Source organism: Pseudomonas sp. GM41(2012) (assembly GCF_000282315.2).
In the GTDB taxonomy this organism is placed as follows: Bacteria; Pseudomonadota; Gammaproteobacteria; order Pseudomonadales; family Pseudomonadaceae; genus Aquipseudomonas.
On record NZ_AKJN02000007.1, the window covers coordinates 605,506 to 630,932 of the forward strand.

19 protein-coding genes are annotated in these 25,427 nt (G+C 59.7%); 5 read left to right on the forward strand and 14 right to left on the reverse strand.

Going from position 1 to position 25,427, the window contains the following annotated elements:
- Nucleotides 1-205: 205 nt before the first annotated feature.
- Nucleotides 206-874 carry a polysaccharide lyase family 7 protein gene (locus PMI27_RS11695; RefSeq protein ID WP_008151969.1) on the reverse strand — a complete coding sequence of 223 codons (669 nt, stop codon included), beginning with the start codon at nt 872-874 and terminating at the stop codon, nt 206-208.
- Between the two features lie 323 nt (nt 875-1,197).
- Here PMI27_RS11695 and PMI27_RS11690 point away from each other — a divergent pair, with 323 nt between their 5' ends.
- From PMI27_RS11690 to PMI27_RS11680, 3 genes are read left to right on the forward strand one after another with little or no spacing between them, the layout of a single operon-like run.
- Complete coding sequence (locus PMI27_RS11690) at nt 1,198-3,321, forward strand: putative bifunctional diguanylate cyclase/phosphodiesterase (protein WP_008151967.1); 2,124 nt, start codon at nt 1,198-1,200, stop codon at nt 3,319-3,321.
- 45 nt (nt 3,322-3,366) lie between these two features.
- Nucleotides 3,367-3,858, forward strand: a complete 492-nt coding sequence (locus tag PMI27_RS11685) for a M48 metallopeptidase family protein (RefSeq protein ID WP_008151965.1) — start codon at nt 3,367-3,369, stop codon at nt 3,856-3,858.
- 31 nt (nt 3,859-3,889) lie between these two features.
- The gene (locus tag PMI27_RS11680; protein WP_008151963.1) at nt 3,890-4,186 is read left to right on the forward strand and encodes a winged helix-turn-helix domain-containing protein; all 297 of its coding nucleotides are present in this window, start codon (nt 3,890-3,892) and stop codon (nt 4,184-4,186) included.
- Between the two features lie 240 nt (nt 4,187-4,426).
- Here the strand turns inward: PMI27_RS11680 and PMI27_RS11675 are convergent, their stop codons facing one another.
- Complete coding sequence (locus tag PMI27_RS11675; RefSeq protein ID WP_008151961.1) at nt 4,427-4,879, reverse strand: GNAT family N-acetyltransferase; 453 nt, start codon at nt 4,877-4,879, stop codon at nt 4,427-4,429.
- Nucleotides 4,880-5,136: 257 nt separating this feature from the next.
- Here PMI27_RS11675 and PMI27_RS11670 point away from each other — a divergent pair, with 257 nt between their 5' ends.
- The gene (locus tag PMI27_RS11670) at nt 5,137-5,874 is read left to right on the forward strand and encodes a substrate-binding periplasmic protein (RefSeq protein ID WP_008151959.1); all 738 of its coding nucleotides are present in this window, start codon (nt 5,137-5,139) and stop codon (nt 5,872-5,874) included.
- A 144-nt stretch (nt 5,875-6,018) separates the two neighbouring features.
- Here PMI27_RS11670 and yccS read toward each other — a convergent pair whose 3' ends face one another.
- From yccS to betI, 9 genes are all read right to left on the reverse strand, one after another.
- The gene (gene yccS / locus PMI27_RS11665; protein WP_008151957.1) at nt 6,019-8,202 is read right to left on the reverse strand and encodes a YccS family putative transporter; all 2,184 of its coding nucleotides are present in this window, start codon (nt 8,200-8,202) and stop codon (nt 6,019-6,021) included.
- A gap of 234 nt (nt 8,203-8,436) precedes the next feature.
- Nucleotides 8,437-9,615, reverse strand: a complete 1,179-nt coding sequence (locus PMI27_RS11660) for an NAD(P)/FAD-dependent oxidoreductase (RefSeq protein WP_008151955.1) — start codon at nt 9,613-9,615, stop codon at nt 8,437-8,439.
- Between the two features lie 143 nt (nt 9,616-9,758).
- The gene (dbpA, locus tag PMI27_RS11655) at nt 9,759-11,096 is read right to left on the reverse strand and encodes an ATP-dependent RNA helicase DbpA (protein WP_238545911.1); all 1,338 of its coding nucleotides are present in this window, start codon (nt 11,094-11,096) and stop codon (nt 9,759-9,761) included.
- Between the two features lie 105 nt (nt 11,097-11,201).
- Nucleotides 11,202-12,629 carry a multidrug transporter subunit MdtD gene (gene mdtD, locus PMI27_RS11650; RefSeq protein ID WP_008151949.1) on the reverse strand — a complete coding sequence of 476 codons (1,428 nt, stop codon included), beginning with the start codon at nt 12,627-12,629 and terminating at the stop codon, nt 11,202-11,204.
- A 140-nt stretch (nt 12,630-12,769) separates the two neighbouring features.
- On the reverse strand, nt 12,770-14,119 hold the full coding sequence (locus PMI27_RS11645) for a TldD/PmbA family protein (RefSeq protein WP_008151947.1): 1,350 nt from the start codon (nt 14,117-14,119) through the stop codon (nt 12,770-12,772).
- Nucleotides 14,119-15,561 carry a TldD/PmbA family protein gene (locus PMI27_RS11640; RefSeq protein WP_008151945.1) on the reverse strand — a complete coding sequence of 481 codons (1,443 nt, stop codon included), beginning with the start codon at nt 15,559-15,561 and terminating at the stop codon, nt 14,119-14,121. Before PMI27_RS11640 ends, PMI27_RS11645 begins: the two co-directional genes overlap by 1 nt.
- A gap of 264 nt (nt 15,562-15,825) precedes the next feature.
- On the reverse strand, nt 15,826-17,529 hold the full coding sequence (gene betA / locus PMI27_RS11635) for a choline dehydrogenase (RefSeq protein ID WP_008151943.1): 1,704 nt from the start codon (nt 17,527-17,529) through the stop codon (nt 15,826-15,828).
- A gap of 157 nt (nt 17,530-17,686) precedes the next feature.
- Nucleotides 17,687-19,159 (reverse strand): betaine-aldehyde dehydrogenase, encoded by a 1,473-nt coding sequence (gene betB / locus PMI27_RS11630; RefSeq protein WP_008151941.1) that lies wholly within the window; start codon nt 19,157-19,159, stop codon nt 17,687-17,689.
- Nucleotides 19,160-19,267: 108 nt separating this feature from the next.
- Nucleotides 19,268-19,861 (reverse strand): transcriptional regulator BetI, encoded by a 594-nt coding sequence (gene betI / locus PMI27_RS11625; RefSeq protein WP_008151939.1) that lies wholly within the window; start codon nt 19,859-19,861, stop codon nt 19,268-19,270.
- Nucleotides 19,862-20,240: 379 nt separating this feature from the next.
- Between betI and PMI27_RS11620 the strand changes: the two genes are divergently transcribed.
- Nucleotides 20,241-22,190, forward strand: coding sequence for a BCCT family transporter (locus PMI27_RS11620; protein ID WP_223527611.1), 1,950 nt, complete (start codon nt 20,241-20,243; stop codon nt 22,188-22,190).
- Between the two features lie 198 nt (nt 22,191-22,388).
- On the opposite strand, the gene choV is transcribed toward PMI27_RS11620, so the two are convergent.
- The 3 genes from choV to PMI27_RS11605 all read right to left on the reverse strand — a co-directional run bounded on the left by choV (nt 22,389) and on the right by PMI27_RS11605 (nt 25,423).
- A complete protein-coding gene (gene choV / locus PMI27_RS11615) occupies nt 22,389-23,567 on the reverse strand; it encodes a choline ABC transporter ATP-binding protein (RefSeq protein ID WP_008151934.1) in 1,179 nt (392 codons plus the stop codon).
- Nucleotides 23,564-24,409 carry a choline ABC transporter permease subunit gene (gene choW / locus PMI27_RS11610; RefSeq protein WP_008151932.1) on the reverse strand — a complete coding sequence of 282 codons (846 nt, stop codon included), beginning with the start codon at nt 24,407-24,409 and terminating at the stop codon, nt 23,564-23,566. Before choW ends, choV begins: the two co-directional genes overlap by 4 nt.
- Nucleotides 24,410-24,475: 66 nt before the next feature.
- The gene (locus PMI27_RS11605; protein ID WP_008151930.1) at nt 24,476-25,423 is read right to left on the reverse strand and encodes a choline ABC transporter substrate-binding protein; all 948 of its coding nucleotides are present in this window, start codon (nt 25,421-25,423) and stop codon (nt 24,476-24,478) included.
- Nucleotides 25,424-25,427 lie beyond the last annotated feature (4 nt).

Consider the following 25,427-nt stretch of genomic DNA (forward strand, 5'->3'; position numbering starts at 1 on the left):
GAGGCCGTGGTGAGGGGATTCATCCCCGTTGGGCTGCGAAGCGGCCCCTGTTTTTCCAGCCACTCCGCGTCCAATGGATTACGACGGCTTCGCCGCCGAACGGGGATGAATCCCCTCACCACGGCCTCGCAGGCTCGACAGCTGCTACAGAGATCGAGTTGTTCTTGGGAGCGTCCCGGGCGTGGGAGCGATCAGCGGGAGAGGGCTACCTATCGTGATCAATATCGAGTTTGCTGAACGTCACTTTCCCGCCTTCGCTGGTGTAACCGGTGTGGTCCTGCACATACACCCCGGCCTTGAAGTACAGCGGCTTGACGCTCCAGGTCTTGCTGATGTCGGTGTCCCACTGGTAGCCCGCCGCACTGATGCCCAGCGCGCCGCCCGGGCTCAGGTGGATGAGGTAGGAAAACTCCCGATCCAGTTTCACCCCGGTAGCGATGGTGATTATCCGGGCAGTATCGTCATCGGGGTGCATACGAACCTTGGCGACGAGGTTGCCCGACTGTGTGCTGGTCGAGTACTGATACTCGAGCTTCACCATCGGTTTCTGGCTTTCATAGGCGTGGATCTGGCCAATGACGATCTTGCCCGAACTCGGTACCTGATTCACCGCCAGGGTGGCGCGCAGGGTGTTGTCGGCGTCCGGGTAGAGCCAGTTTTTCAGCGTGCCATTGCTGTAGGTTTCGCGAAGTTCGGTGCGGGGATACTTTGCGTTTTCAGTTTTGGAACCGGTGACCGGGGCCCAGAAAAACAAGGTGCCGGTGTCGGAGTGGAAGTATTGGTCCTTGAAGCCATCCACCAGTTTTGAGGTTTCAACGGTGTACGGCGGATTGCCGACGGGAACGCTGAGGTTCCAGGTTGCGAGATCGATCATAGACAAAAGCTTCCACGGATTTTTTACTGCACGTACGTTCCAGAAGCTCTGGCGCGCGCCTTGGGGGCAATCCTTATAATCGCAGAAGTTCAATTTGTTAATGCGTAAATGACAAACGGGTGACGTCAAAATCCTGTTAAAAGGCCATCTTTCCCGGTTTTAGGGGGCTGTGGCGCCGACCGTTAGTCGGCAAATGGACGCTTTGGTTAAATGATGGCGTACTGATAGCTTCTGCTTTTGCGGAACCCGGTCTAGAGTGAAGGCTTAGTATTTGTCCGGTTTTCACGAGAAACCGGCCTGACGTCCCGCATAAGAGAAGCAGCATGGAATGCGCGCAACCCACGCCAGCTGAAGGCAACTCAATTCTTTTAATCGTTGATGATTACCCTGAAAACCTGATCAGCATGCGCGCGTTGTTGCAGCGCCAGGACTGGCAGGTCATGACCGCCGCCTCGGGCTTCGAGGCGCTCAGTCTGTTACTCGAACACGATATCGACCTGGTACTGCTGGATGTGCAGATGCCGGGCATGGACGGTTTTGAAGTGGCACGCCTGATGCGCGGCAGCCAACGAACCCGCCTCACGCCGATCATTTTCCTTACCGCCAACGAACAGTCCCAGGACGCCGTGATCAAGGGCTATGCCAGTGGCGCGGTGGATTACCTGTTCAAACCGTTCGACCCGCAAATTCTCAAGCCCAAAGTCCAGGCGCTGCTCGAGCATCAGCGCAATCGCCGTGCGTTGCAGCGCCTGAGCCACGATCTGGAGGTCGCACGCGCATTTAATGCCTCGGTGCTCGACAATGCCGCCGAAGGCATCCTGGTGGTTGGTGAGGACGGTCTGATCCGCTTCGCCAATCCGGCGATGTCGCGGCTGCTCAACGCCACGCTGCAAGACCTGCAAGGCAAAGAGTTCCTGGATTTCCTGCAAAACCCGCACATCCCGATCTGGGCCGACTCCGAGTTGTTCGCCGGTTACAAACGCGGTGAAACCCTGCGCCTGCACGATGCATTGCTGCGTACGGCGCCCGGTCAGCAGGTGCCCGTGGCGCTGTCCTGCGCACCGTTGCCCAGCGAACAACATGCGATGGTGGTGACTGTGCTGGACATGTCGGTGGTGCGCCATCTGCATCAGCAACTGGAGTTCCAGGCGGTCACTGACCCCTTGACCGGGCTGCTCAATCGTCGCGGCTTTTACCAGACGGCGGAAAACCTGCTGCTGCGTGGCGACCGCTCAGAGAGTGCCTGGGTGCTGCTGTATCTGGACCTCGACGGCTTCAAACGGGTCAACGATTCCCTCGGTCACGATGCCGGCGACCGGGTGCTGCGGTGGGTGTCCGAGCAGTTGAAGGCCTGTTTGCGGCCCTTCGACATTCTGGCGCGCATGGGTGGTGATGAATTCACAGCGTTGCTGGATCTGGAATTCCCCGAGCAAGCGGCAAAGATTGCCGAGAAGCTGATTGAGCGGGTGTCGATCTGTCAGCAGATCGATGGTCTGGATATCGCGTTGGGCGCCAGCATCGGCATTGCGACGTACCCGGATTGCGGTTCCAATCTCGACGGCTTGCTGCGTGCGTCGGACATCGCCATGTACGAAGCCAAGCGCGCCGGCCGTCAGCAGTATCGTTTCTATGATCACGAAATGAACGGCCGGGCACGCTCGCGGCGGATGCTCGAAGAAAGTGTGCACGCGGCGATCGAGAACCGTGATTTCAATTTGGTGTATCAACCTCAAGTGGCCATTGCCAGCGGGCAGATTCGCGGGTTCGAAGCGCTGATCCGCTGGCAGCACCCGAGCGTTGGCGATGTACCTCCGGGGCTATTTTTGCCCTTGCTGGAAGAGGCGCGGTTGATCAGTCGCCTGGGCAGCTGGATCTATCAACAAGGGGCGAGCCAGCGAAAAGCCTGGGAAACCTTGTTTGCCGACGACCTGGTGCTGGGCGTCAGTTTGAGCAGTACGCAATTCGGCATGCCCAATCTGGTCACCGAGTTGCGCCAGGTACTGGAGCGCCATGGTTTGCAGGCGCACCATCTGGAAGTCGAGGTCACGGAAGAGGCCCTGGTGCAAAACCCCGAGGAAACCCGTAAACAACTGCGCCTGCTGCGTAACCTGGGTGTGCGAGTGGCCCTGGATGACTTTGGTTCCGGACCGTGTTCGCTGTCTCATCTGCGGGATCTGGAGTTGGACACGCTCAAGTTCGACCGGCATTTGATTGCCCGGCTTCTGGAGTCCTCACGTGATGCGGCGCTGGTGCGCAATGTGATTGAGCTGTGCAAGGAGTACGGGATGCTGGTGATTGCCGAGGGGGTGGAAACCGTTGCGCAATATCGGTGGCTGCAAGCCAATGGTTGCGAGTACGTGCAAGGGTTTCTGGTCGCACGGCCGATGATGGCCGAAGACGTCGGCGACTTTGTGCGGCCGTTCGACTGGAACACGCTGACCGGCTGAATTCGCTACACTGGCGACCTTTTCGTGAATTGTGTTGCCGCCCCAATGACCGCGTTGAAATACCTCCAGGCCTATCCTGCAGCACTGCAGGACCAAGTGCGCCAGCTGATCGCCGACGGTCGGCTGGGCGACTACCTGAGCCAGCGTTACCCGGAAAAACACCGAGTACAGAGCGACAAGGCGTTGTACACCTATACGCTGGACCTCAAGCAGGAATACCTGCGAAATGCCCCAGCCATCGATAAGGTGTTGTTCGACAACCGCCTGGACCTGACCCACCGCGCCCTCGGATTGCACACCGCGATATCGCGGGTGCAGGGCGGCAAGCTCAAGGCCAAGAAAGAAATTCGTGTCGCTTCATTGTTCAAGGATGCACCTGCCGAGTTTCTGAAAATGATCGTGGTGCATGAACTGGCACACTTCAAAGAGTCGGATCACAACAAGGCGTTCTACAAGCTTTGCGAACACATGTTGCCGGGGTATCACCAGGTGGAGTTCGATGTGCGGGTGTACCTGACGTGGCGGGATATGCAATAGAAATCAAAATATCGCAGCCGGGAGTGTTTAGATGGATGTAAGCAAGACCAAGAGCAGCTTCTATCGTCGGTTGTACGTGGCGTACCTGATTGATAGCGGGTTGGCCAGTAGCGTCCCGGCGCTGACCGAAGTGACCGGCATGCCCCGGCGCACGGCTCAGGACACCATCGCGGCATTGGCGGATCTGGACATCGTTTGCGAGTTCCAGCAGGAAGAAGGCGCGCGCAATCATGCCGGGCGCTATCGGATTCGCGAGTGGGGGGCGATAGATCGGGGGTGGATCGAGCGCAATCTTCGGCAGATCAAAGCGGTGCTGGAATATCCCTGATTGTTGGGTTCGCTTTAGATCGACCCCTCACCCCAGCCCTCCCGAAACGTCGGACCGCCCCATAGGGGCGAGGGGGAAAGGGAGCAGATCTTCATGCTTTTCAAAGCCTGAGTTCGACGCGGAATTTCAGGTCGATGTAGCTCGAGAGAACAACTCAGTCAGTCCCCTCGCCCCTTTGGGGCGGTCCGACGTTTCGGGAGGGTTAGGGTGAGGGGCTGATTCCAGAGTCTGTCGCAAGTCTCAAGCCCGGCGCATCCCGATATGCGGAATGTCATCCTCGAGAAATTCCTCGCCCACCACCACAAAACCGTACCGCCCGTAATACCCCTGCAAATGCGCCTGTGCCGAGAGATAGATCGGTACTTCAGGCCAGCGCTTTTCAGCCTGTTTCAACGCCTGTGCCATCAACTCATGCCCAAGCCCGGTACTGCGCGCTTGAGGGGCAATGATCACCCGCCCGATAACCACGTCGCCACCCTGTAACTCCGGGTCGAGCAACCGCAGGTACGCCACCAGCCGATCCCCGTCCCAGGCCATTAAATGGCAGGTGTCACCTTCCAGATCCTGGCCGTCGACGTCCTGATAGGCGCATTTCTGCTCAACGACAAACACCTCTGCACGCAGCTGCAGAATGGCATACAGCTGCTCTTTGCCCAGATCGCTATGGTGTTTGCAGACCCAATCGATTGTCATCTTCACACTCCTTGAACATCGTCGCTCCGATACTAAGCGCCCAGGCGAAAGATGTCTGTATGGCAGAGAAATCTGTGACAAAGGCCAAAATGCCATCATTCATTTCGCGCGACCTTGTCTTGTTTGTGTAATCTGGGATGAAGCGCTGTGCAGTGGCTTCGATGAGCTAATGTGAGTACCTGGGTTTGGCAGTACGGGGGCCTTGGAGTTTTGGCTGAAAACACGTCGGGCGTCCCGCCCGCTAAGGATTTTCTAGCATGCCGCGATTGCTTCGAGCCTTTGCTTTGACTGGATTGCTGTTGCTGACTCAAAGTGCGGCGGCGGAAAAGCTGCGATTGGTAGCCGATGCCTGGCCGCCCTTTACTGACTCCACGCTGGTCAACGGTGGGTTGGCTACGGACATCGTCAGTACAGCACTGGCCCGGGCCGGTTATGCCAGTGACTTTGAACAAGTGCCATGGGCGCGTGCCTTGCTGGGGGTTGGCGAGGGTCGATATGACGTGCTGGTCAACGCCTGGTACACCGACGATCGTACGAAGCTTGGCCAGTTTTCCGGCGAATACCTGCTCAACCGGGTGCGCTTTCTCAAGCGCAAGGACACAGCGATCGAATACAACAACCTGCAACAACTGCATACCTACCCGATAGCCGTGGTGCGCGGTTACGCCTACTCGCCAGAGTTCGATGACGACGTATCGCTGCAGAAAGTCCCGGTGCACAGCTTCTCCATGGCTGTGCGCATGGTCGCCGCCGACCGGGTCAAGTTGACGCTGGAAGACGAATACGTCGCGCGTTACTTCCTGGCCCGGGAATCAACCAAGGTGCGCAATGCCGTGGAGTTTTTGCCCAAGGCATTGAGCGAGAACAGCCTGCACATCCTGGTCAGCCTGAAGAACCCCAGGCATGAACAGATCGTCGCCGGTTTCGACCGTGAGATCGCGGCGATGAAAGTGGATGGGAGTTATCAGCGGTTGATGGAACAACATGGGATGTGAGTTTTTGTGGTGTGGCTGATGGCCTCATCGCGAGCAGGCTCGCTCCCACATTAGATCTCTGTCGTACAAAAAATCTGTACCCACAGCAGATCAAATGTGGGAGCGAGCCTGCTCGCGATGAGGCCGGCTCAGCCACCGCAGATCTCAATCCTCACTCGTTTCCTTGATGAGGTGCGCCGCCAACGTCCGCAATGGCCCAAGCTGACGACAGATCAACGCCAACTGCGTCTGCACCAACCGCTGCCCTTCATCGATTTCATCCGGCATCTGCTCAAGCTCGTTGGCCAGTGCCTCTTCCTCATCGCTCTGAATCGCAATCGGCAGTTTGCTCGCCAGCCCTTGGGCAATTTCATCGATGCTGGCGGCCAGTCTCACGCCGGCACCGTCGATCAAATGCTCGCGCACGTCGGGCGGTAGCTGGGTTTCCCGGTGTGCGCCCAGTCCGGACAAATAACTGAGCAAGGTGTGCGACAGCACCAGGAAGCGGAACCCGACATCCGCCTCCTTACGGAAATGCCCCGGCTCCATCAGCATGTTGGCGAGCGTCGTCGACAGTGCCGCGTCGGCGTTGTGCGCATTGCGTCGGGCCAGGCGATACGCCAGGTCGTCGCTTTTGCCGGCGGCGTATTGCTGCATGATCTGGCGCAGGTAAATGCTGTTGCACGTGAGGGTGTTGGCCAGCACTTTGTTCAGGCGTCGGCCCTGCCAGTCCGGCAGGAACAGGAACACCGCCAGCCCGGCGATCAGACTGCCGAGCAAGGTATCGAACAGCCGTGGCAGGAACAGCCCGTAACCATCCCCGACCTGGTTGAAGCAGAAGAGCACCATCAAGGTGATCGCGGCCGTCGCCAAGGTGTAGCGGGTAGTGCGGTTGATAAAGAACACCACCCCGGCGGCGATTGCGAAGCACGATTGGATCAAGGGGTTCGGAAACAGATCGAACAGCGCCCAGGCGACGGTCAGGCCGATGGCGGTGCCGATGATCCGCTGGCCGAGTTTGCGGCGGGTGGCGCCATAGTTCGGTTGGCAGACAAACAGTGTGGTGAGGATGATCCAGTAACCCTGAGACGGGTGGATCAAATGCACCATCCCGTAGCCGATGCTCAAGGCCAGGGGCAAACGCAGTGCGTGACGGAACAGCAATGACGTCGGTGTCAGCTGCGTGCGTAACCGAATCCAAACATCTTTGAGGTTGCGGGGCGAACGGTCGAGCAGGCTGCTGTCGGTGGCGTCGGCCAGGGCATCGGGGTTGCTGGCGTCGCTGAGCAAACGATCGAGCGTGCCAAGGTTGGCCGCCAGTGCCCGCAACGACCGCAACAGTCCGCGCCACGCCGGGTTGCTCTGAATGCGCAGGTGTTCGAGGGAGGCGTGCAGGTCGCTCAGGGCTTCGGCGAAGCTGGCGTCATAGATGAACGGCTGGCGCATCTGGATCGACTCGGCCAGCGCTCGGCAGGCCTTGCCTTGCTGGCGCAGCAGGCGCTGGCAGCGGAACATCACGTCGCTGTGAAAGAAGGCATCGGCGAGGGCGTTGTAAGGGTAGTGCGAGGAACTGGCGCGCTCGTGGATGTCCTGAGCGAGGAAGTACAGCTTCAGGTAACGGCTGAGTTTCGAGCCCGGCCGACCGTTGCCGACCCGGTGCAGGATGATTTCCTTGGCGGCGTTCAGTGCGGCCACGACACGACCGTTTTGTTGCGCCAGTTCCAGTCGACGCGCTTCCACGTCCATCTGCCGAATCGGCTCGAACAGCGACGATTTCAGCTTCAGGTAAAAACCCAGTTCACGGAACAATCGCGCCAGGCTTTGCTGCACCGGCTGATTGGAAAACATCGCCTGCCACAGCACCGAGAGCAAACCGTACCACGCGGCACCGGCCACCAGCAGCACTGGCTCGTGCCAGAAATCGATGACTTCGCCGCCGCGCTGGTCCACGCCGATCATGGTGTAGACCGACAGAATCAACGTCGCCGAGGCAATCGCGCCATAGCGTTCACCCAAGGCGCCGAGCATGGTCAGGCCGAAACTGGCCAGGGCCAGGGCGATGACAAAAACGACGGGGTAGGGGAAGAGCAGTTCGACGGAGAGGGCGGCGACGCTGAAGCACACCAGCGTTACGGCCAGTGCGTTTAGGCGGCCTTGCCAACTGTCGTCGGTCTCGGCCAGGGCGCTGGCGATGATCCCGAGGAACAGCGGGATCAGCAGCCCCATTTCATCCTTGTACCAACACAGCGCCATGCTGCCGGTCAGGGCGATGAACACCCGCACGCTGTAGCTGAATTTATCCAGCGCCCAGAGGCGACGCAGAGACTGACTAAAGGGGGTCGATGACATGAAGTGCGAGGGCCTTCCGAGGCGATGACGCTAAATTGAGCCAGTAATGACGCCGACGCAATGGCGCCGATCACATCTGACAGCAAAATCTGTTCCTTCCCTGGCGAGCCTTCCCTAAATGTAGGAGCTGAGCTTGCTCGCGATGACGGATTAACATTCAGCAATGATGTTGGCGGTTAGTGCGCTATCGCGAGCAAGCTCGGCTCCTACAGGGGGAAACGATAACGCGGCGTATCAGGCGTACTGCGCAGCAGCGTAGCCGGAGGCCCAGGCCCACTGGAAGTTGAAACCGCCCAGATGCCCAGTGACGTCGAGCACTTCGCCGATGAAATACAGGCCGGGGCTTTTCAGCGATTCCATGGTCTTGGACGACACCTCGTTGGTATCGACGCCGCCCAATGTCACTTCAGCGGTGCGATAACCTTCAGTGCCGGCCGGCACCACTTTCCAGCTCGCCAGTTTTTCGGCGATGTCGGCGATTTCCGCGTGGGTGTACTGCTTCATTGGTTTGGAGACGAACCAGTTATCCGCCAGCAGGTTGGCCATCTTCTTGGTGAAGATTTCCCCCAGCAGGGTTTTCAGCTCGCTGTTCGGACGTTCGGCTTGCTGCTGTTGCAGCCAGGTCGGCACGTCGTGGTCCGGCATCAGATTGATCTCAACCGTGTCGCCGGATTCCCAAAACGATGAAATCTGCAAAATCGCCGGACCACTGAGGCCGCGGTGGGTGAACAGGATGTTCTCGCGGAAATTCTGGTCGTTGCAGCTCACCAGGCAATCCACCGACGTACCGGACAGTTCGGTGCAAAGCTCTTTGAGCTGATCGGTGATGGTGAACGGCACCAGCCCGGCGCGGGTCGGCAGCAAGTCGTGGCCGAACTGCTTGGCCACCTGATAGCCGAAACCAGTGGCGCCCAGCGTCGGGATCGACAAGCCGCCCGTGGCAATCACTAACGATTCGCAGGTGATCTGATCGAGGGTGGTTTGCAGCAGGTAGCCGCTTTCCATTTTCTCGATGTGCTGGATCGAGGTGTCCAGGTGCAGGCTGACGCCGACCTGATCGCACTCGTTGAGGAGCATCTCGAGGATGTCGCTGGATTTGTTATCGCAGAACAGCTGGCCGAGTTTTTTCTCGTGGTACGGCACGCCGTGTTTGGCGACCATGCCGATGAAATCCCACTGGGTGTAACGGGCCAGGGCGGATTTGCAGAAGTGTTCGTTCTGCGAGAGGAAATTGCTCGGTTCGGTGTACATGTTGGTGAAATTACAGCGGCCACCGCCCGACATCAGGATTTTCTTGCCGGCCTTGTTGGCATGGTCCAGCAACATCACTTTACGCCCGCGCCCGGCGGCGGTCAGCGCACACATCAAACCTGCGGCGCCAGCGCCAATGATCACGACTTCGGTAGAGCGCAAAACGGTGTCCTCACACAAATCTCAGGGCTGGCGCACTCCTGTAGGAGCAAGGCTTGCCCGCGATGAACGATAACGCGGTCCACCTATCGGACCGCGGCGCCTCAATCGCGAGCAAGCTTTGCTCCTACAGGGCGGTCGCGGTTTTACAGGATACGCACGCGCAGCGAACGACCTTTGATCTTGCCGTCATTCAGGCGCTGCAAGGCTTGCTTGGCGATCCCGCGTTCCACAGCCACATAGGCCTGGAAGTCGAAAATCGCGATCTTGCCAACCTGAGCGCCCGGAATACCCGCATCACCAGTCAGTGCGCCCAGAATGTCACCCGGACGCACCTTGTCTTTACGGCCAGCGCCAATGACCAGCGTGCTCATCATTGGCAGCAGCGGTGCGCCGCCCTGTGACTTGAGGTTGTCCAGCTGATCCCAGCTCAACGGCGACTTCTGCAGTAGCTCGATGGCTTGGGCGCGGTGCGCTTCGGACGGTGCGACCAGGCTGATCGCAATCCCTTTCTCACCGGCGCGACCGGTACGGCCAACACGGTGGATGTGGATTTCCGAATCACGGGCCAGTTCGACGTTGATCACCATGTCCAGCGCATCGATGTCCAGACCGCGAGCGGCGACGTCGGTAGCAACCAGCACCGAGGTGCTGCGGTTGGCGAACATGGCGAGCACCTGGTCACGGTCACGCTGTTCCAGATCGCCGTGCAGGCCGACGGCGGAGATGCCTTTGGAGGTCAGGTGATCGACGGTTTCCTGAACCTGCTGCTTGGTGAAGCAGAAGGCGACACACGATGCCGGACGATGATGCGCGAGGACTTTGACCACGGCGTCCATGCGCTCTTCCGGGGAAATCTCGTAGAAGCGCTGCTCGATCTGTGTGTCGTCGTGGAACGCCTCGGCCTTCACGATCTGAGGCGTGCGCATGAATTTCGCCGCCAACTGCTTGATACCCGTCGGGTACGTGGCGGAGAACAGCAGGGTCTGGCGACGCGCTGGAGTCTGGGCAATGATTTCTTCGATGGAGTCGTAGAAACCCATGTCGAGCATGCGGTCGGCTTCGTCGAGGATCAGCGTGTTCAGGCCATGGAGCACCAGCGAACCTTTGCGCAAATGCTGCTGAAGGCGGCCCGGGGTGCCGACGATGATGTGCGCGCCATGCTCCAGAGAGCCGATCTGCGGGCCGAAGGACACGCCGCCACACAGGGTCAGGACCTTGATGTTGTCTTCGGCACGGGCCAGGCGACGGATTTCCTTGGCAACCTGGTCGGCCAGTTCGCGAGTCGGGCAGATGACCAGCGCCTGGCAACCGAAGAAGCGCGGATTGATCGGGTTCAGCAGGCCGATACCGAAGGCGGCGGTTTTGCCGCTGCCGGTCTTGGCTTGGGCGATCAGGTCCATCCCCTTGAGGATCACCGGCAAGCTCTGCGCCTGGATCGGCGTCATCTCGGCATAACCCAAAGAGTCGAGGTTAGCCAGCATGGCGGCGGACAGCGGCAAAGTATTAAAAGCGGTGGCGATGGTGGTCACGGGACTGGCCTGCAAAACAAAATGTCGCGCAGTGTACCAGCCCGGTGGCCATTCGCCCTAAGGCTCTATGTGCTCTTCCGGACGCTTGACGCGCCGTCCGTCTTCCTTTGAGAGCTGGGAAAAGATCGTTGCGGCCAGCATTGCCATGATCCCGACCGTCACAAAGGTCAGCTGGAACGCGCCCAAAACCGTGTCCACACCATCGTTACCGATTTCTGCCGTGAACCCGCCGAGCAAGGCGCCGGCACAGGCAACGCCAAGGCTCAGGGACAATTGCGCGACCACCGACAGCAGGCTGTTGCCGCTACTGGCGCTGGCGTCGTCGAGGTCGATCAGGGTGACGGTGTTCATTGCGGTGAACTGCAAGGAGTTGATCGCCCCCAGAATTGAAAGCATCACCAACAGCAGCCAGTACGGCGTTTGCTCGCTGACCAGCCCCATGCTAGCCAGCATCAACCCCAGCGCCAACGTGTTGCCGGTGAGCACGATGCGATAGCCCAAGCGTTCGATCAGCGGTCGCGCCACCGACTTGGCGACCATCGCCGCTGCCGCCAGCGGCAGCATGCTCATCCCGGCCTGGGAGGGCGAATAACCCAGCGCAATTTGCAGCAGTAACGGCACGAGAAATGGCAGGGCGCCGCTGCCCAGACGGGCGAACAGGTTGCCGAGGATGCCCACGGCAAACGTCCGGGTCTTGAACAGTGACGGCGCGAACAGCGGATTATCGATGTGCCCGGCCCGCAACCAGTACGCCGCCAGACAGGCCATGCCGGCGAACAGCAGCAACATCACCCGCAAGTGCGGCAGGTGCAGTTCGCCGAGGCCTTCCATGGCGATGGTAATCAGCACCATCGCCGCGCCGAACAGCAAAAAGCCCAAGCTGTCGAAGCGGGTGCGTTCAGTGCCGCGCAGGTCGGGGATGAATTTCCACACCGCGTAACAACCGACAGCGCCGACCGGCAGGTTGATCAGGAAGATCCAGTGCCAGGTCAGGTATTCCACCATCCAGCCGCCCATGGTCGGGCCGATCAACGGGCCGAGCAGGCCGGGAATGGTAATGAAGCCCATGATCCGCACCAGCTCCGAGCGGGGGTACGCCCTGAGCACCACAAGTCGCCCGACCGGCAACATCAGCGCGCCGCCCAGGCCTTGAATCACCCGCGCGCCAATCAACAGGCTCAGGGTGTTCGACAGTGCGCAGAGCAACGAGCCGAGGCTGAACAGCAGGATCGCGCTGAAGAAGATTTTCCTGGTGCCGAAACGGTCGGCGATCCAGCCCGAGGCAGGGATCAGCAAGGCGACGGTGAGCATGTAGGCGATGATCACGCCCTGCATGCGCAAGGGGTCTTCGGCCAGGTCTCGGGCCATGGCGGGCAGGGCGGTGTTGAGGATGGTCCCGTCGAGGGATTGCATGAAAAACGCGATGGCGACAACCCACGGCACCCAGCGGGCGGTGACAGCGTCGAGAGGCGGGCGGTTGGGCATGGGACCTCTTGTGGGTGTGATTCAGGGAGTCCGTGGTGTCTTCATCGCGGGCAAGCCTTGCTCCTACAGGTCCGGCGTCGTCCGCAAGCCCCGCGGCAACCCCCGATCCCGTAGGAGCAAGGCTTGCCCGCGATTGCTTTTTACAGGGTCAAGGTCAGTTTGCTGATCAGCGCCCCCGGCAACAACGCCGACGCCGTGGCCCGCTGGCTGTAGGTACTGGCCGACAACATCAGCTCGCGCTCCTCGGTCAATGCTTCCAGCTGCGACCCCAGCAAACTGTAGGCACTGTCATCAAACCGCATGGTGCTCACCGGTGCCTGAATCTCGCCGTTCTCGACCCAGAAGGTCGCAAACCGCGTCATGCCGGTCAGGCGTGCCGCCGGCTGATCGGAGTAGTTCAGGTACCACAGGTTGCTGATGTACAAGCCCGTGCCCAATTGCTTGAGAATCTCTGCATCAGGCAACGTACCGGCCGCCATGTTCACTGCGCTTGGCATTTCACCACCGCTGGCGCCGTTGGCGGTCAGGCCGTACTCGGCCGCACTGCGTGAACTGACCATCTGCGCGCCAGCCTTGCCGTTGACGATCAACCCCAGATCGCTGCGCGGATAACCTTCGCCGGAGAATGCCGGGCTCAACGAACCGCTGACCTTTTCATCCACCGACACCAACGGGCTGAACGCACTGTCGCCCGCGTAAAGCTTCTGCAGCGGGCTGTTTTTGCTGGCAATCGACTGCGCCGAGAAACCGCCCCAGCCCAGCATGTCCATGATTTCTCCCAGGGCTGCCGGTGCCAGATAGGCGCGGTACTGACCCGGCGCCAGGGTGTGTTGCGGTCTGCCGAGAAACGCCAACTGCTCGCGTGCCTGAGCAAAGCGCTTGGCAAAACCGTCGCTGTTCCAGTCGTGCCCGGCGTAACTGGCTTTCACCGCCTGGCCGTTTTCGTGGACCAGACTGAAATCAAAATTGAAGCTGTTGGCCTGATGCCAGCCGAACGCGCCCGAAGAACTGGCGAAACCGCGACTGATCGGGCCGGCGGCGTAGAAACCCACCAGGTCCAGCCCTTCGGCGGCCTGGGTGATTTCAGCGACCACTTGCTCGGTGTCTGGCAGCGGATGCTCCTGCACATTCTTGCTCTGCCAGCCGTTGTAGTTGAGCAGCAGGTACGGATCCTGCGGCAGCAACGGCAAGGTTTCGCGCAGCTGTTGCAGACCTTCGGCCAGGCGCTGCACATCGACTGCGGCATCACCCGACAGCGTGATGTTCAGGTCGGCGTGGCGCCCCTCGTTGATCAGTTTGAAACCGACGCTCGCCTGTTGCACCTGCCCGGCCTGACGGACCTTGGCGTGGTTGAAGCGCACGAAGGCCGAGGATTCGGCGGCGTAGCTGAGGGTGAATTGCTCCGGCTCGCGAATCGCATCGCGCAGCCAATTGACCAAGGCCTTGAATGCATCGGCCTGATTTTTTGGGGCGCTTTTAAAGTCAGTCATCAGGCATCTCCCCCAAACACATCAACGTTGCTGAACACACAGGCCGGCGAGGCATGGCCGACGCGGATCACCTGGTTCGGCTCGCCTTTGCCGCAGTTCGGCGTGCCCAGGACCTTGACGGAGTTGGCATCGCCGACGGCGCTGAGGCTTTTCCAGAACTGTGCGGAAATCGCCCGGTAGTTCGGGTTCTTGACCACGCCTTTGAGTTCGCCGTTTTCGATCAGCTGGCCCCATTCACAGCCGAACTGGAACTTGTTGCGGGCATCGTCGATGGACCAGGACCGGTTGGTGCTCATCAAAATGCCGTGCTCGATGTTGCCGATCATCTGCTCCAGCGGTTGATCGCCGGCCTCGATGTTCAGGTTGGCCATGCGATCGATCGGCGGACGGTTCCAGCTGCAGGCGCGGCTGTTGGCCACGCCCTCCATGCCTGCGCGAAACTGTGACAGCGCGCCGCCCAATGGGCGCAGCAGCAAGCCTTCTTTAATCAGGAATTGTTTGCTCGCGGCAGTACCGTCGTCGTCATGGCCATAGCTGGCGAGCTGCTCGGGGATGTCCGGGTCGAAGGTCACGTTGAGCAGTTTGGAGCCGTATTGCAGGCTGCCGAAGTCTTCGACCTTGACGAAACTGGTACCGGCGTAATTGCGCTCATCGCCGAGGATGCGGTCCAGTTCCAGCGGGTGACCGATGGACTCGTGGATCTGCAGCATCATCTGGTCCGGCATCAACAGCAGGTCGCGCGGGCCTTTCGGGGTGTTCGGTGCCAGCAGCAATTGCAGCGCCTGATCGGCGATTTTCGGGCCAGCGCCGACCAGGCCACAACGGCTGATCACATCAAAACCGCCCTGTTGACCGAAGTTCTCGCGGCCCAGGGTTCGGGTCTGGCTGTCGTTGCCGTCGTAGGCGGTGACTTCCAGGCTCGGGTAGACGAACCGCTGGGCCTGGCGCAGTTCGGCGCCGGCGTTGCTGAGGTAGATCTGCTCGACGTTAGTGATGCCGATGCTCACTTCCCAGTTCACCAGTCGCTCATCCTTGGGCACGGCGGCGGATTCGGCGCCGAGCAGTTGGTAGCAATCGCTCAGGGACGGGAAGGGCTGGTCGAGGTTCGGCGAAAAGTAGTCGGCGCGGTCGCTGGAGACCACTTGCGCGCTCAGGTCGAGCAGGGCGTGGGGCTTGAGTCGGCGGGCTTGTTGCTCGGCCTTCTCCAGTGCGGCTTGCAGGCCTTGTTGCGACAGGTCGTTGGTCGCGGCGTAGGCTTCGACACCGTTGACCCGAACAGTCAGCATCGCGCCTTCGTCACGACTCAGGCTCGGAGGTTCGGCGACATTCTTGCGCACTGACAGGTACTGGCCGGACTCGCGCACATAACGCAGCGAAAAGAATTCAGCGCCCGTGCGCAAGGCAGCGAAGCGCTGCTTGAGCTGGGGATGGAAATCGAACATTCGGGAACCTCCTTGGTATGGAGTGGCGGTGTATCGATGTCGCGAGGGGGGTGAAACGTTTGCGTGGCGCTAGATTAGGCCGGTGCGGGGGGTAGGATCAAGCGCGGAGCGGTGTAGGAAAGGTTTACCAGGAGAGGTGTAGTGTTTGGTCGGGCCCTATCGCGAGCAAGCTCGGCTCCTACGGGATTGGGGATGATCACAAAAATGTGATTCAACCTCAATCCGTAGGAGCCGAGCTTGCTCGCGATTGGCCGTGACGCGGTTTTACTGAGCAGTCAGGCTCACATCCCGCAACGGCTTGCCACGCACCGGTGCATCGCCAGCCACGAAGTAGGCAGCCTTGCTACGCGGCAACGGCTTGCGACCACGGATCTTGTCGGCGATTTTCTCGGCGATCATGATCGTCGGCGCGTTCAGGTTGCCGGTGGTGATGATCGGCATGATCGAGGCATCGACCACACGCAGGCTCTGCATGCCGTGCACACGACCTTCAGCGTCAACCACGGCCATTTCGTCGGTGCCCATCTTGCACGAGCAGGACGGGTGGAACGCGGTTTCGGCGTGTTCGCGGATGAACTTGTCGAGCTGTTCATCGGTTTGCACGTCGATGCCCGGGCTGATTTCGCGGCCACGGAAAGCGTCCAGTGCAGGCTGTTGCATGATTTCACGGGTCAGGCGGATGCCGTCGCGGAATTCCTGCCAGTCCTGCTCGGTGGCCATGTAGTTGAACAGGATGCTCGGGTACTCGCGCGGATCCTTCGACTTGGCCTGGATGCGACCACGGCTTGGCGAACGCATGGAACCCATGTGCGCCTGGAAACCGTGCTCTTTCACACCGTTGCTGCCGTTGTAGTTAATCGCGACCGGCAGGAAGTGGTACTGGATGTTCGGCCAATCGAATTCCGGACGGGTACGAATGAAACCGCCAGCTTCGAACTGGTTGCTGGCGCCGATGCCGGTGCCTTTGAACAGCCACTTGGCACCGATGGCCGGCTGGTTGTGCAGCAGCAGCGACGGGTACAGCGAGACCGGTTGGGTGCACGCGTATTGCAGGTACAACTCGAGGTGATCCTGCAGGTTTTCACCGACGCCCGGCAGGTCGTGGACCACCGGGATGTCGAGTTTTTTCAGCAGCTCGGCCGGGCCGACGCCGGAGCGTTGCAGAATCTGCGGCGAAGCGATGGCGCCGGAGCACAGCAGCACTTCTTTGCGGGCGCGAACTTCAACGCGCTCTTCAGCGGCGCCGATCAGGTAACGCACGCCGACCGCACGCTTGCCTTCAAACAGAATCTTGTCGGTCAGGGCGTGGGTGACGATGGTCAGGGTCGAGCGCTTCTTGGCGATGTCCAGGTAACCGCGAGCGGTGCTGGCGCGACGGCCGTTCGGCGTCACGGTGCGGTCCATCGGACCGAAGCCTTCTTGCTGGTAGCCGTTCAGGTCTTCGGTGCGCGGGTAACCGGCTTGTACGCCTGCTTCAACCATCGCGTGGAACAGCGGGTTGTTGCCGGCTTTCGGTGTGGTCACGCTGACCGGACCGTCGCCACCGTGGTAGTCGTTCGGGCCGATGTCGCGGGTTTCGGCCTTGCGGAAATACGGCAGGCAGTTCAGGTAGTCCCAGTCTTCCAGACCTGGCAGCTTGGCCCAGTTGTCGTAGTCCATCGCGTTGCCGCGGATGTAACACATGCCGTTGATCAGCGAGGAACCACCCAGGCCTTTGCCGCGACCGCATTCCATCCGGCGACCGTCCATGTGTGGCTCTGGATCGGTTTCGTAGGCCCAGTTGTAGCGACGACCTTGCAGCGGGAACGCCAAAGCGGCCGGCATTTGCGTGCGGAAATCCATGCGGTAGTCCGGGCCGCCTGCTTCGAGCAGCAGGACGGTGACGCCTTCGTCTTCAGTCAGACGGGTCGCCAGGGTGTTACCGGCCGAGCCGGCACCGATGATGATGTAATCGAATTCTTGGGACATTGAATGCACCCTCTTTGAAATTGGTCAGGTCATGGCGAGTGCTGCGCACTCAATCGCGGGCAAGCCTTGCTCCTACAGGTTGGGTGTCATACACAAAACCTGTAGGAGCATGGCTTGCCCGCGATGGCGGCATCACAGGCGACGCATAACTGGCGCCTTAGAAAACCGAGGCGTAATCGCCCAGTTCGACCTGTACCGATTTGATGCGTGTGAAGTTGTTCAGCGAGCTGATGCCGTTCTCACGGCCCACACCCGACTGCTTGTAGCCGCCGACCGGCATCTTGGCGTCGGACTCGCCCCAGGCGTTGATCCAGCAGATACCGGCTTCCAGTTGATGAATCACGCGGTGAGCGCGGTTCAGGTCCTTGGTGACGACGCCAGCGGCCAGGCCGAACTCGGTGTCGTTGGCGCGACGGATCACTTCTTCTTCGGTTTCGTAAGTCAGGATCGCCATCACCGGGCCGAAGATTTCTTCGCGAACGATGGTCATCTCGTCGGTGCAGTCGGTGAACACGGTCGGTGCCACGAACGCGCCTTTGGCGAATTCGCCTTCGGTCAGACGGCTGCCGCCGCACAGAACGCGAGCGCCTTCTTCCTTACCTTTGGCGATGTAACCCAGCACGCTTTCCATGTGGGCGAAGCTGACCAGCGGGCCGAAGTTGGTGTTCTCGTCTTGCGGGTTGCCGACGCGGATGCGCGCAACGCGTTCAACAATCTTCGCTTCGAAAGCGGCTTTCAGGTGGCTCGGTACGAACACGCGAGTGCCGTTGGTGCAGACCTGACCGGAGCTGTAGAAGTTGGCCATCATGGCGGTATCGGCGGCGCGATCGAGGTCGGCGTCGTCGAAAATGATCAGCGGGGATTTGCCGCCCAGTTCCATGGTCACGTCTTTCAGCGACGAGGCGGAAGCGCTGGCCATGACCTTCTTGCCGGTGTCGGTGCCGCCGGTGAAGGAGATTTTTTCGATGCGTGGGTGCTCGGTCAGCCAGGTACCGACTTCACGGCCGCTGCCGGTCAGGACGTTGAACACGCCAGCCGGAACGCCGGCTTCGGTGTAGATCTCGGCCAGTTTCAGCGTGGTCAGGGAAGTGACTTCGCTTGGCTTGAAGATCATCGCGTTACCGGCCGCCAGGGCTGGTGCGGATTTCCACAGGGCGATCTGGATCGGGTAGTTCCACGCGCCGATACCGGCCACGATGCCCAGCGGCTCGCGACGGGTGTAGACGAAGGAAGTGGTGCGCAGTGGAATCTGCTCGCCTTCGATGGCCGGAACCAGACCTGCGTAGTACTCCAGCACGTCAGCGCCGGTGACGATGTCGACGTACTTGGTTTCGGAGAACGACTTGCCGGTGTCCAGGGTTTCCAGGGCGGCCAGTTCATCGTTGCGCTCGCGCAGGATGTCGACGGCACGACGCAGGATGCGCGAACGCTCCATGGCAGTCATTGCAGCCCAGATTTTCTGGCCCTTTTCAGCGCTGACTACAGCGCGCTCAACGTCTTCCTTGGTCGCACGTTGTACGGTTGCGAGGACTTCACCGTTAGCCGGGTTGATGGCTTCGAAGGTGGCGTCGCTGCTGGCGTCACTGTAGCCGCCATCGATGTAGAGTTTTTGCAGTTCGAAACGGGCCATAAAGTCCTCGCAAGTGCATAAGTTAGTTGGCGTTAACCACCGGGCGTGCCGTAAAGCCTTGGCAACGCTGGTCAGTGGCGGTTCAGGTGCTGAGCGGTTCTGTGTGCTCTAACTCACCTGCTTGGCCAGTTGGAAATCCATGTATTCGTAAGCGATCTGGTGCGCTTGCTCAGTGTCGAAAGCATCTCCCGACAGCGCGCCGCGCAACCACAAACCGTCAATGAGGGCTGCCAGGCCGCGGGCTGCACTGCGCGCGTCATCGAGCGGCAATACACGGCGGAACTGGCAGCACAGGTTGGAATACAGACGGTGATCGTTGATCCGCTGCAACCTGTGCAAAGACGGGTGGTGCATGCTGGTGGCCCAGAAGGCCAGCCAGGTTTTCATTGCCGGGCCATTGACCTGGCTGGCGTCGAAGTTGCCTTCGATAATCACCTGGAGGTGCGCCCGCGGGCTGCTGTCCTCCAGCGCCTGACGGCGCGCGGTGACGTTCTCGCTGAGGACACTCATCAGATACTGCGCGGTGGCCGCGATCAGGCCGTTCTTGTCCTGAAAATAGTGACTGATGATGCCATTCGAGACACCGGCCAAACGGGCGATCAGCGCAATGCTGGCGTCCCCCATTCCGACCTGATCTACCGCCTGCAATGTGGCTTCGATCAACTGCTGGCGGCGGATGGGTTGCATACCGACCTTGGGCATCTTGCACATCTCCTTAGGCCTTCCGGCGGACGTGAAACGTCTATCGGATTGAGGGCCAGTCTATTTTGTTTTGATTGAACGTTCAATCAACAAAGAATAAGATCTGCGACAATTCGTCGCTACCTACAGGTTTTTCCTACATGTAGTTGGCGGAAAAACGACATCTGAAAATGCTCGAAACCCACACGCTCAAGCGTTCAGGGGTTTCGGGCTTTTTTCGGGCTGTCTTTATATCACCCGCTGGTCGGCTGCCAACTAACCGAATGGTCGGGTAACGCGTTGCCTTGTGTTTTTCTCTCGCACTGCCTGGAGCATCTGTGCCATGAGTTCTGCCTCTCTAATAAAGACCCCACCCGAGAAGGTGACGGTCAACGGTTGGGTGTTCTACACCTCTACCGCGTTGATCCTGTTGTTGACTGCCATTCTGATCGTCGCCCCGCAAGAGGCCGGCAGATTGCTCGGTATTGCCCAGGCCTGGTTGTCCCGCAGCTTCGGCTGGTACTACATGGTGGTGATCGCCGCTTACCTGGTGTTCGTGGTCGGCCTGGCGTTTTCGTCCTACGGCAAGCTCAAGCTGGGCAGCAAGGACGACACCCCAGACTTCAGCTACGGCGCCTGGGCGGGGATGCTGTTCTCGTCGGGTATCGGCATTTCGCTGCTGTACTTCGGTGCTTCCGAGCCGCTGGACCACTACTTCAATCCGCCGGAAGGTGTGGCTGCCAGCAACATGGCGGCACGTCAGGCGGTTCAGCTGACGTTCCTGCACTGGGGCCTGCACGGCTGGGCGATCTACGCCTTGGTCGGCCTGGCCGTTGCTTACTTTGCTTACCGTCATAACCAACCGCTGGCGTTGCGTTCGGCGCTGTATCCGCTGGTGGGTGAGCGTTGGGTCAAAGGCGCCGCCGGTCACGCGGTGGACGGCTTCGGCATGTTCGTGACCCTGCTGGGTCTGGTGACGAACCTGGGGATTGGTTCGCTGCAAGTGTCGTCGGGGCTTGAAAACCTGTTCGGCATGGAACACAGCAACACCAACCTGCTGATCGTGATCATCGTGATGAGCACCGTGGCGACCATCGCGGCTGTGTCGGGCGTGGAAAACGGTATCCGCCGTCTGTCCAACCTGAACATCGTGCTGTTCAGTGGCCTGCTGATTTTCGTGCTGCTGTTCGGCCCGACCCTGCACCTGCTCAATGGCTTCGTGCAAAACATCGGCGACTACCTGAACGGCGTGGTGCTGAAGACCTTCGACCTCTATGTGTACGAAGGCGACAGCGAGAAGTCTGACCGCTGGTTGGGCCTGTGGACCCTGTTCTACTGGGCCTGGTGGATTTCCTGGGCCCCATTCGTCGGCATGTTCATCGCGCGTATTTCCCGTGGTCGCACGGTGCGTGAACTGGTCGCTGGCGTGCTCCTGATTCCACTGGGTTTCACCCTGGCATGGCTGTCGATCTTCGGTAACTCGGCCCTGGACCTGGTGATGAACCATGGGGCGGTGGAGCTCGGCAAGACGGCGCTGGAACAGCCGTCGATGGCGATTTACCAACTGCTTGAGCACTACCCGGCGTCGAAAATCGTGATCGGCGTGTCGATCTTTGTCGGTTTCGTGCTGTTCCTGACCCCAGCGGATTCCGGCGCGGTGATGATGGCCAACCTTTCGTGCAAGGGCGGCAACGTCGACGAAGACGCCCCGCACTGGCTGCGGATCTTCTGGTCGGCGGTGATCACGCTGGTGACCATCGGCCTGCTGTTCGCCGGTAACTTCGAAGCCATGCAAACCATGGTGGTGCTGGCCGGCCTGCCGTTCTCGGTGGTGCTGGTGTTCTTCATGTTCGGCTTGCACAAGGCGATGCGCCAGGACGTGCAGATCGAACAGGAGCAAGCGGAGCTCGCAGCCCGCGGTCGTCGTGGTTTCAGCGAGCGTTTGACGCAGCTGGACTTGCAGCCGAATCAGTCGATTGTTCAGCGTTTCATGGACAAGCAAGTCAGCCCGGCGCTGGAAGATGCGGCTGTGCAATTGCGCGCTCAGGGTCTGGATGTGCAGACGTTGCTGGGCAAATCGAAACGCTGCATGGGCCTGCGGATCGAGATGGAAGAGGGCAACCCTTTTGTCTACGAAGTAAGCCTGGACGGCTATCTGGCAGCGGCGAGCGACACGGTGTCGGCTGAAAGTGCTGATGAACCGCGTGCACGTTATTACCGCGCCGAGGTGTACCTGCACAACGGCAGCCAGGACTACGATTTGATGGGCTTCACTCAGGATCAGATCACCCGTGACGTGCTCGATCAGTTTGAAAGCCATCGGCAACTCCTTGGCCGGGTCTATAGCTGAGACTTGAGGTGATGCGGTGTTTCAGTGACAGCGCGTCGCGTTCATCGCGGGCAAGCCATGCTCCTACAGGAACGGCGCAACACCTGTAGGAGCTGAGCTTGCTCGCGATGGGGCCATCAGGGTCAATACACAATCGACCCAATATCTCGATAAACAAAAACGCCGCGATCATCTCGCGGCGTTTTTGTGTGTGTTGCCTTACCCCAGGTTCTTGCCGAGCAGTGCGTGATACAGCTCACTGTCACCCAGAATCCCGACGACTTTGTTGTTGTCGTGCAATACCAGCTTGTTGCCTGTCTGATATCGAATCTGCAGCGCGTCGCGCATGCCGATGTTCGAGTCGACCAGCGTCGGCCGACGACCCAAACCTTCAACTGCTTGCCCAGGGATCCAGTTCTGCAGGTCCAGGCTTGCGCCGTTCTGGCGTGCGCCTTTGATGGTGTTGCCTTCGGCCAGGTCCAGCCAGGAATCACCGCCCGGATCGAGGCATACCGAACCGTTGATGCGTTTGCAGTTGTCCAGGGTGCGCATCAGGCTGCGACCGCACAGTACGTTCAGCGGATTGGTGTGGGCGACGAAGGTCCGCACGTAATCGTCCGCAGGGTTCAACACGATCTCTTCAGGTTTGCTGTACTGAATGATCCGACCGTCTTTCATGATTGCAATACGGCTGCCGAGCTTCAGGGCTTCATCGAGGTCGTGGCTCACGAAAACGATGGTCTTGCTCAGCTTGCGTTGCAGTTCCAGCAGTTCGTCTTGCAGGCCTTGGCGGATCAGTGGGTCGAGTGCCGAGAACGGTTCGTCCATCAGCAGGATGTCGGCGTCCATCGCCAGGGCACGGGCCAGGCCCACGCGTTGTTGCATACCACCGGACAGCTCGTTGGGTTTCTTGTTGCGCCATTGGGTCAGGCCCACCAGCTCAAGCTTTTCATCCACCAGTTTGCGGCGTTCTTTCTCAGGGCGCCCCTGCATTTCCAGACCGAAACTGATGTTCTCGCGCACCGTCAACCAAGGCATCAGGGCGAACTTCTGGAACACCATCGCAATGCGCTTGGTGCGCATCATTTTCAGTTCTGCCGGAGTGCAGGAGGCGATGTCGATCTGCTTGCCTTCGTGCTCGACGAACAGCTTGCCGCGGCTGACTGTGTTAAGGCCGTTGATGCAGCGCAGCAGACTGGACTTGCCGGAGCCGGAAAGGCCCATCAGTACGCAGATTTCACCTTTTTCGACGTCCAGGCTGGCCTTTTCGACCCCAACGATCTGCCCGGTCTTTTTCAGGATCTCGTTACGGGTCATGCCTTGATCCAGCAGCTTGAGCGCCTCGCGTGGATCCTTGGAGAAGATTACGTCGACGTCTTCGAAGCGAATAATGCTCATGCGTCACCCCCTACTTTAGCTTCGGGTTGTTTGCAGATACGGTCGAGCATGATCGCCAGCAGTACGATCGCCAGGCCGGCTTCGAAGCCCAGGGCGATATCAGCAGTGTTCAGTGCGTTGACCACGGGTTTGCCCAGGCCGTCGGCGCCCACCAGTGCCGCGATCACCACCATCGACAACGACAGCATGATGCACTGGGTGATACCGGCCGCGATGCTTGGCATGGCGTGGGGCAGTTCGATTCGCGAGAGCAGCTGACGTCGCGAGCAGCCAAAGGCCTTGCCAGCGTCCATCAATTCTTCCGGGACATCGCGAATACCCAGGTAAGTCAGGCGGATAGGTGCGGCAATCGCGAACACCACCGTAGAAATCAGACCCGGGACCACACCCAGACCGAAGAGGGTCAGGGTAGGAATGAGGTACACGAAGGTCGGTACGGTCTGCATCAGATCGAGCACCGGACGCATCAGTGTGTAAAACATCGGTTTATGCGCGGCGACAATACCCAACGGCACGCCGATGACCACGCAGACCAGGGTGGCGAACAACACCTGGGCAAGGGTTTCCATGGTTTCCTGCCAGTACCCCAGATTGAGGATCAGCAGGAAGGAGGCGATGACAAAAACGGTCAGGCCCCACTTTCGTTGAATGAAGTGTGCCAGTAGAGCGATGAGGCCGATCAATGCCAGCGGGTTGAACCAGGTCAGCGCAAAAGTCACGCCGTGGATCATCGTTTCCAGTGACACGGCGATTGCGTCGAAGGTGCTGGCGCCGTTTTGCGTCAACCATTCAACGAAGCCCGCGATGTACTGGCCTAAGGGTATTTTCTGATCAATCAGCATGGTAGTGAACGTCCGCATGCAAGGAAATAAACAGCCCGGGCGAGCGAACTCGCCCGGCGTAAGCGATTACTGCGCGAGCTTGGCTTTCACGGCCTCCAGGCCTGGTTTACCGTCAATGGTGGTCACGCCAGCGAGCCAGGTATCGAGGACCTGTGGATTCTTTTTCAGCCAGGCCTTGGCGGCCGCTTCAGGCTTCATTTTGTCGTCCAGGACGTTGCCCATCAGCGAGCTTTCCATGTCGACGGTGAACTCCAGGTTTTTCAGCAGCTGACCGACGTTGCTGCATTCCTGGACATAACCCTTGCGGGTGTTGGTCGCCACGGTGGCGGCACCGAAGTCCGGGCCGAAGAAATCGTCACCACCGGTGAGATATTGGATCTTGAAGCGCTTGTTCATCGGGTGCGGCGCCCAGCCGAGGAACACCACGGCGGTGTCGCGTTTCTGGGCGCGGTCGACTTGCGACAACATGCCCGCTTCGCTGGACTCGACGATCTTGAATCCGGCGTCTTTCAAGCCGAAGGCGTTCTTGTCGATCATACTCTGAATCAGACGGTTGCCATCGTTACCCGGCTCGATGCCGTAGATCTTGCCGTCGAGCTCTTTCTTGAATTTCGGAATATCAGAGAAATCGTGAAGACCTTTGTCATACAGCGCTTGAGGTACGGCGAGGGTGTACTTGGCGCCGGTGAGGTTGGTGCGCACGACGTCCACGGTGCCGGCATCGCGATAAGCCTTGATGTCGTTTTCCATGGTCGGCATCCAGTTACCGAGGAATACGTCCATGTTCTTGCCGTCGGCCAGGGACTTGTAGGTCACCGGCACGGAAATCATCGTGGTTTTGGTCTTGTAGCCGAGGGCATCGAGAACGACGCTGGTGGTGGCGGTGGTGACGGTAATGTCAGTCCAGCCGACATCGGAGAAGTTTACGGTGCTGCATTGAGCCGGTTCTGCGGCTTGAGCCAGAAACGGCAGACTCAGCATGGCGGCCAACAACAACGACGGGGAACCTTTCATGGAT

Coding starts and splice junctions, on each gene's coding strand:
- PMI27_RS11695 (WP_008151969.1), bottom strand. CDS start 874: ATGATCGATCTCGCAACCTGGAACCTCAGCGTTCCCGTCGGCAATCCG.
- PMI27_RS11690 (WP_008151967.1), top strand. CDS start 1,198: ATGGAATGCGCGCAACCCACGCCAGCTGAAGGCAACTCAATTCTTTTA.
- PMI27_RS11685 (WP_008151965.1), top strand. CDS start 3,367: ATGACCGCGTTGAAATACCTCCAGGCCTATCCTGCAGCACTGCAGGAC.
- PMI27_RS11680 (WP_008151963.1), top strand. CDS start 3,890: ATGGATGTAAGCAAGACCAAGAGCAGCTTCTATCGTCGGTTGTACGTG.
- PMI27_RS11675 (WP_008151961.1), bottom strand. CDS start 4,879: ATGACAATCGATTGGGTCTGCAAACACCATAGCGATCTGGGCAAAGAG.
- PMI27_RS11670 (WP_008151959.1), top strand. CDS start 5,137: ATGCCGCGATTGCTTCGAGCCTTTGCTTTGACTGGATTGCTGTTGCTG.
- yccS (WP_008151957.1), bottom strand. CDS start 8,202: ATGTCATCGACCCCCTTTAGTCAGTCTCTGCGTCGCCTCTGGGCGCTG.
- dbpA (WP_238545911.1), bottom strand. CDS start 11,096: ATGCTGGCTAACCTCGACTCTTTGGGTTATGCCGAGATGACGCCGATC.
- mdtD (WP_008151949.1), bottom strand. CDS start 12,629: ATGCCCAACCGCCCGCCTCTCGACGCTGTCACCGCCCGCTGGGTGCCG.
- PMI27_RS11645 (WP_008151947.1), bottom strand. CDS start 14,119: ATGACTGACTTTAAAAGCGCCCCAAAAAATCAGGCCGATGCATTCAAG.
- PMI27_RS11640 (WP_008151945.1), bottom strand. CDS start 15,561: ATGTTCGATTTCCATCCCCAGCTCAAGCAGCGCTTCGCTGCCTTGCGC.
- betA (WP_008151943.1), bottom strand. CDS start 17,529: ATGTCCCAAGAATTCGATTACATCATCATCGGTGCCGGCTCGGCCGGT.
- betB (WP_008151941.1), bottom strand. CDS start 19,159: ATGGCCCGTTTCGAACTGCAAAAACTCTACATCGATGGCGGCTACAGT.
- betI (WP_008151939.1), bottom strand. CDS start 19,861: ATGCCCAAGGTCGGTATGCAACCCATCCGCCGCCAGCAGTTGATCGAA.
- choV (WP_008151934.1), bottom strand. CDS start 23,567: ATGAGCATTATTCGCTTCGAAGACGTCGACGTAATCTTCTCCAAGGAT.
- choW (WP_008151932.1), bottom strand. CDS start 24,409: ATGCTGATTGATCAGAAAATACCCTTAGGCCAGTACATCGCGGGCTTC.
- PMI27_RS11605 (WP_008151930.1), bottom strand. CDS start 25,423: ATGAAAGGTTCCCCGTCGTTGTTGTTGGCCGCCATGCTGAGTCTGCCG.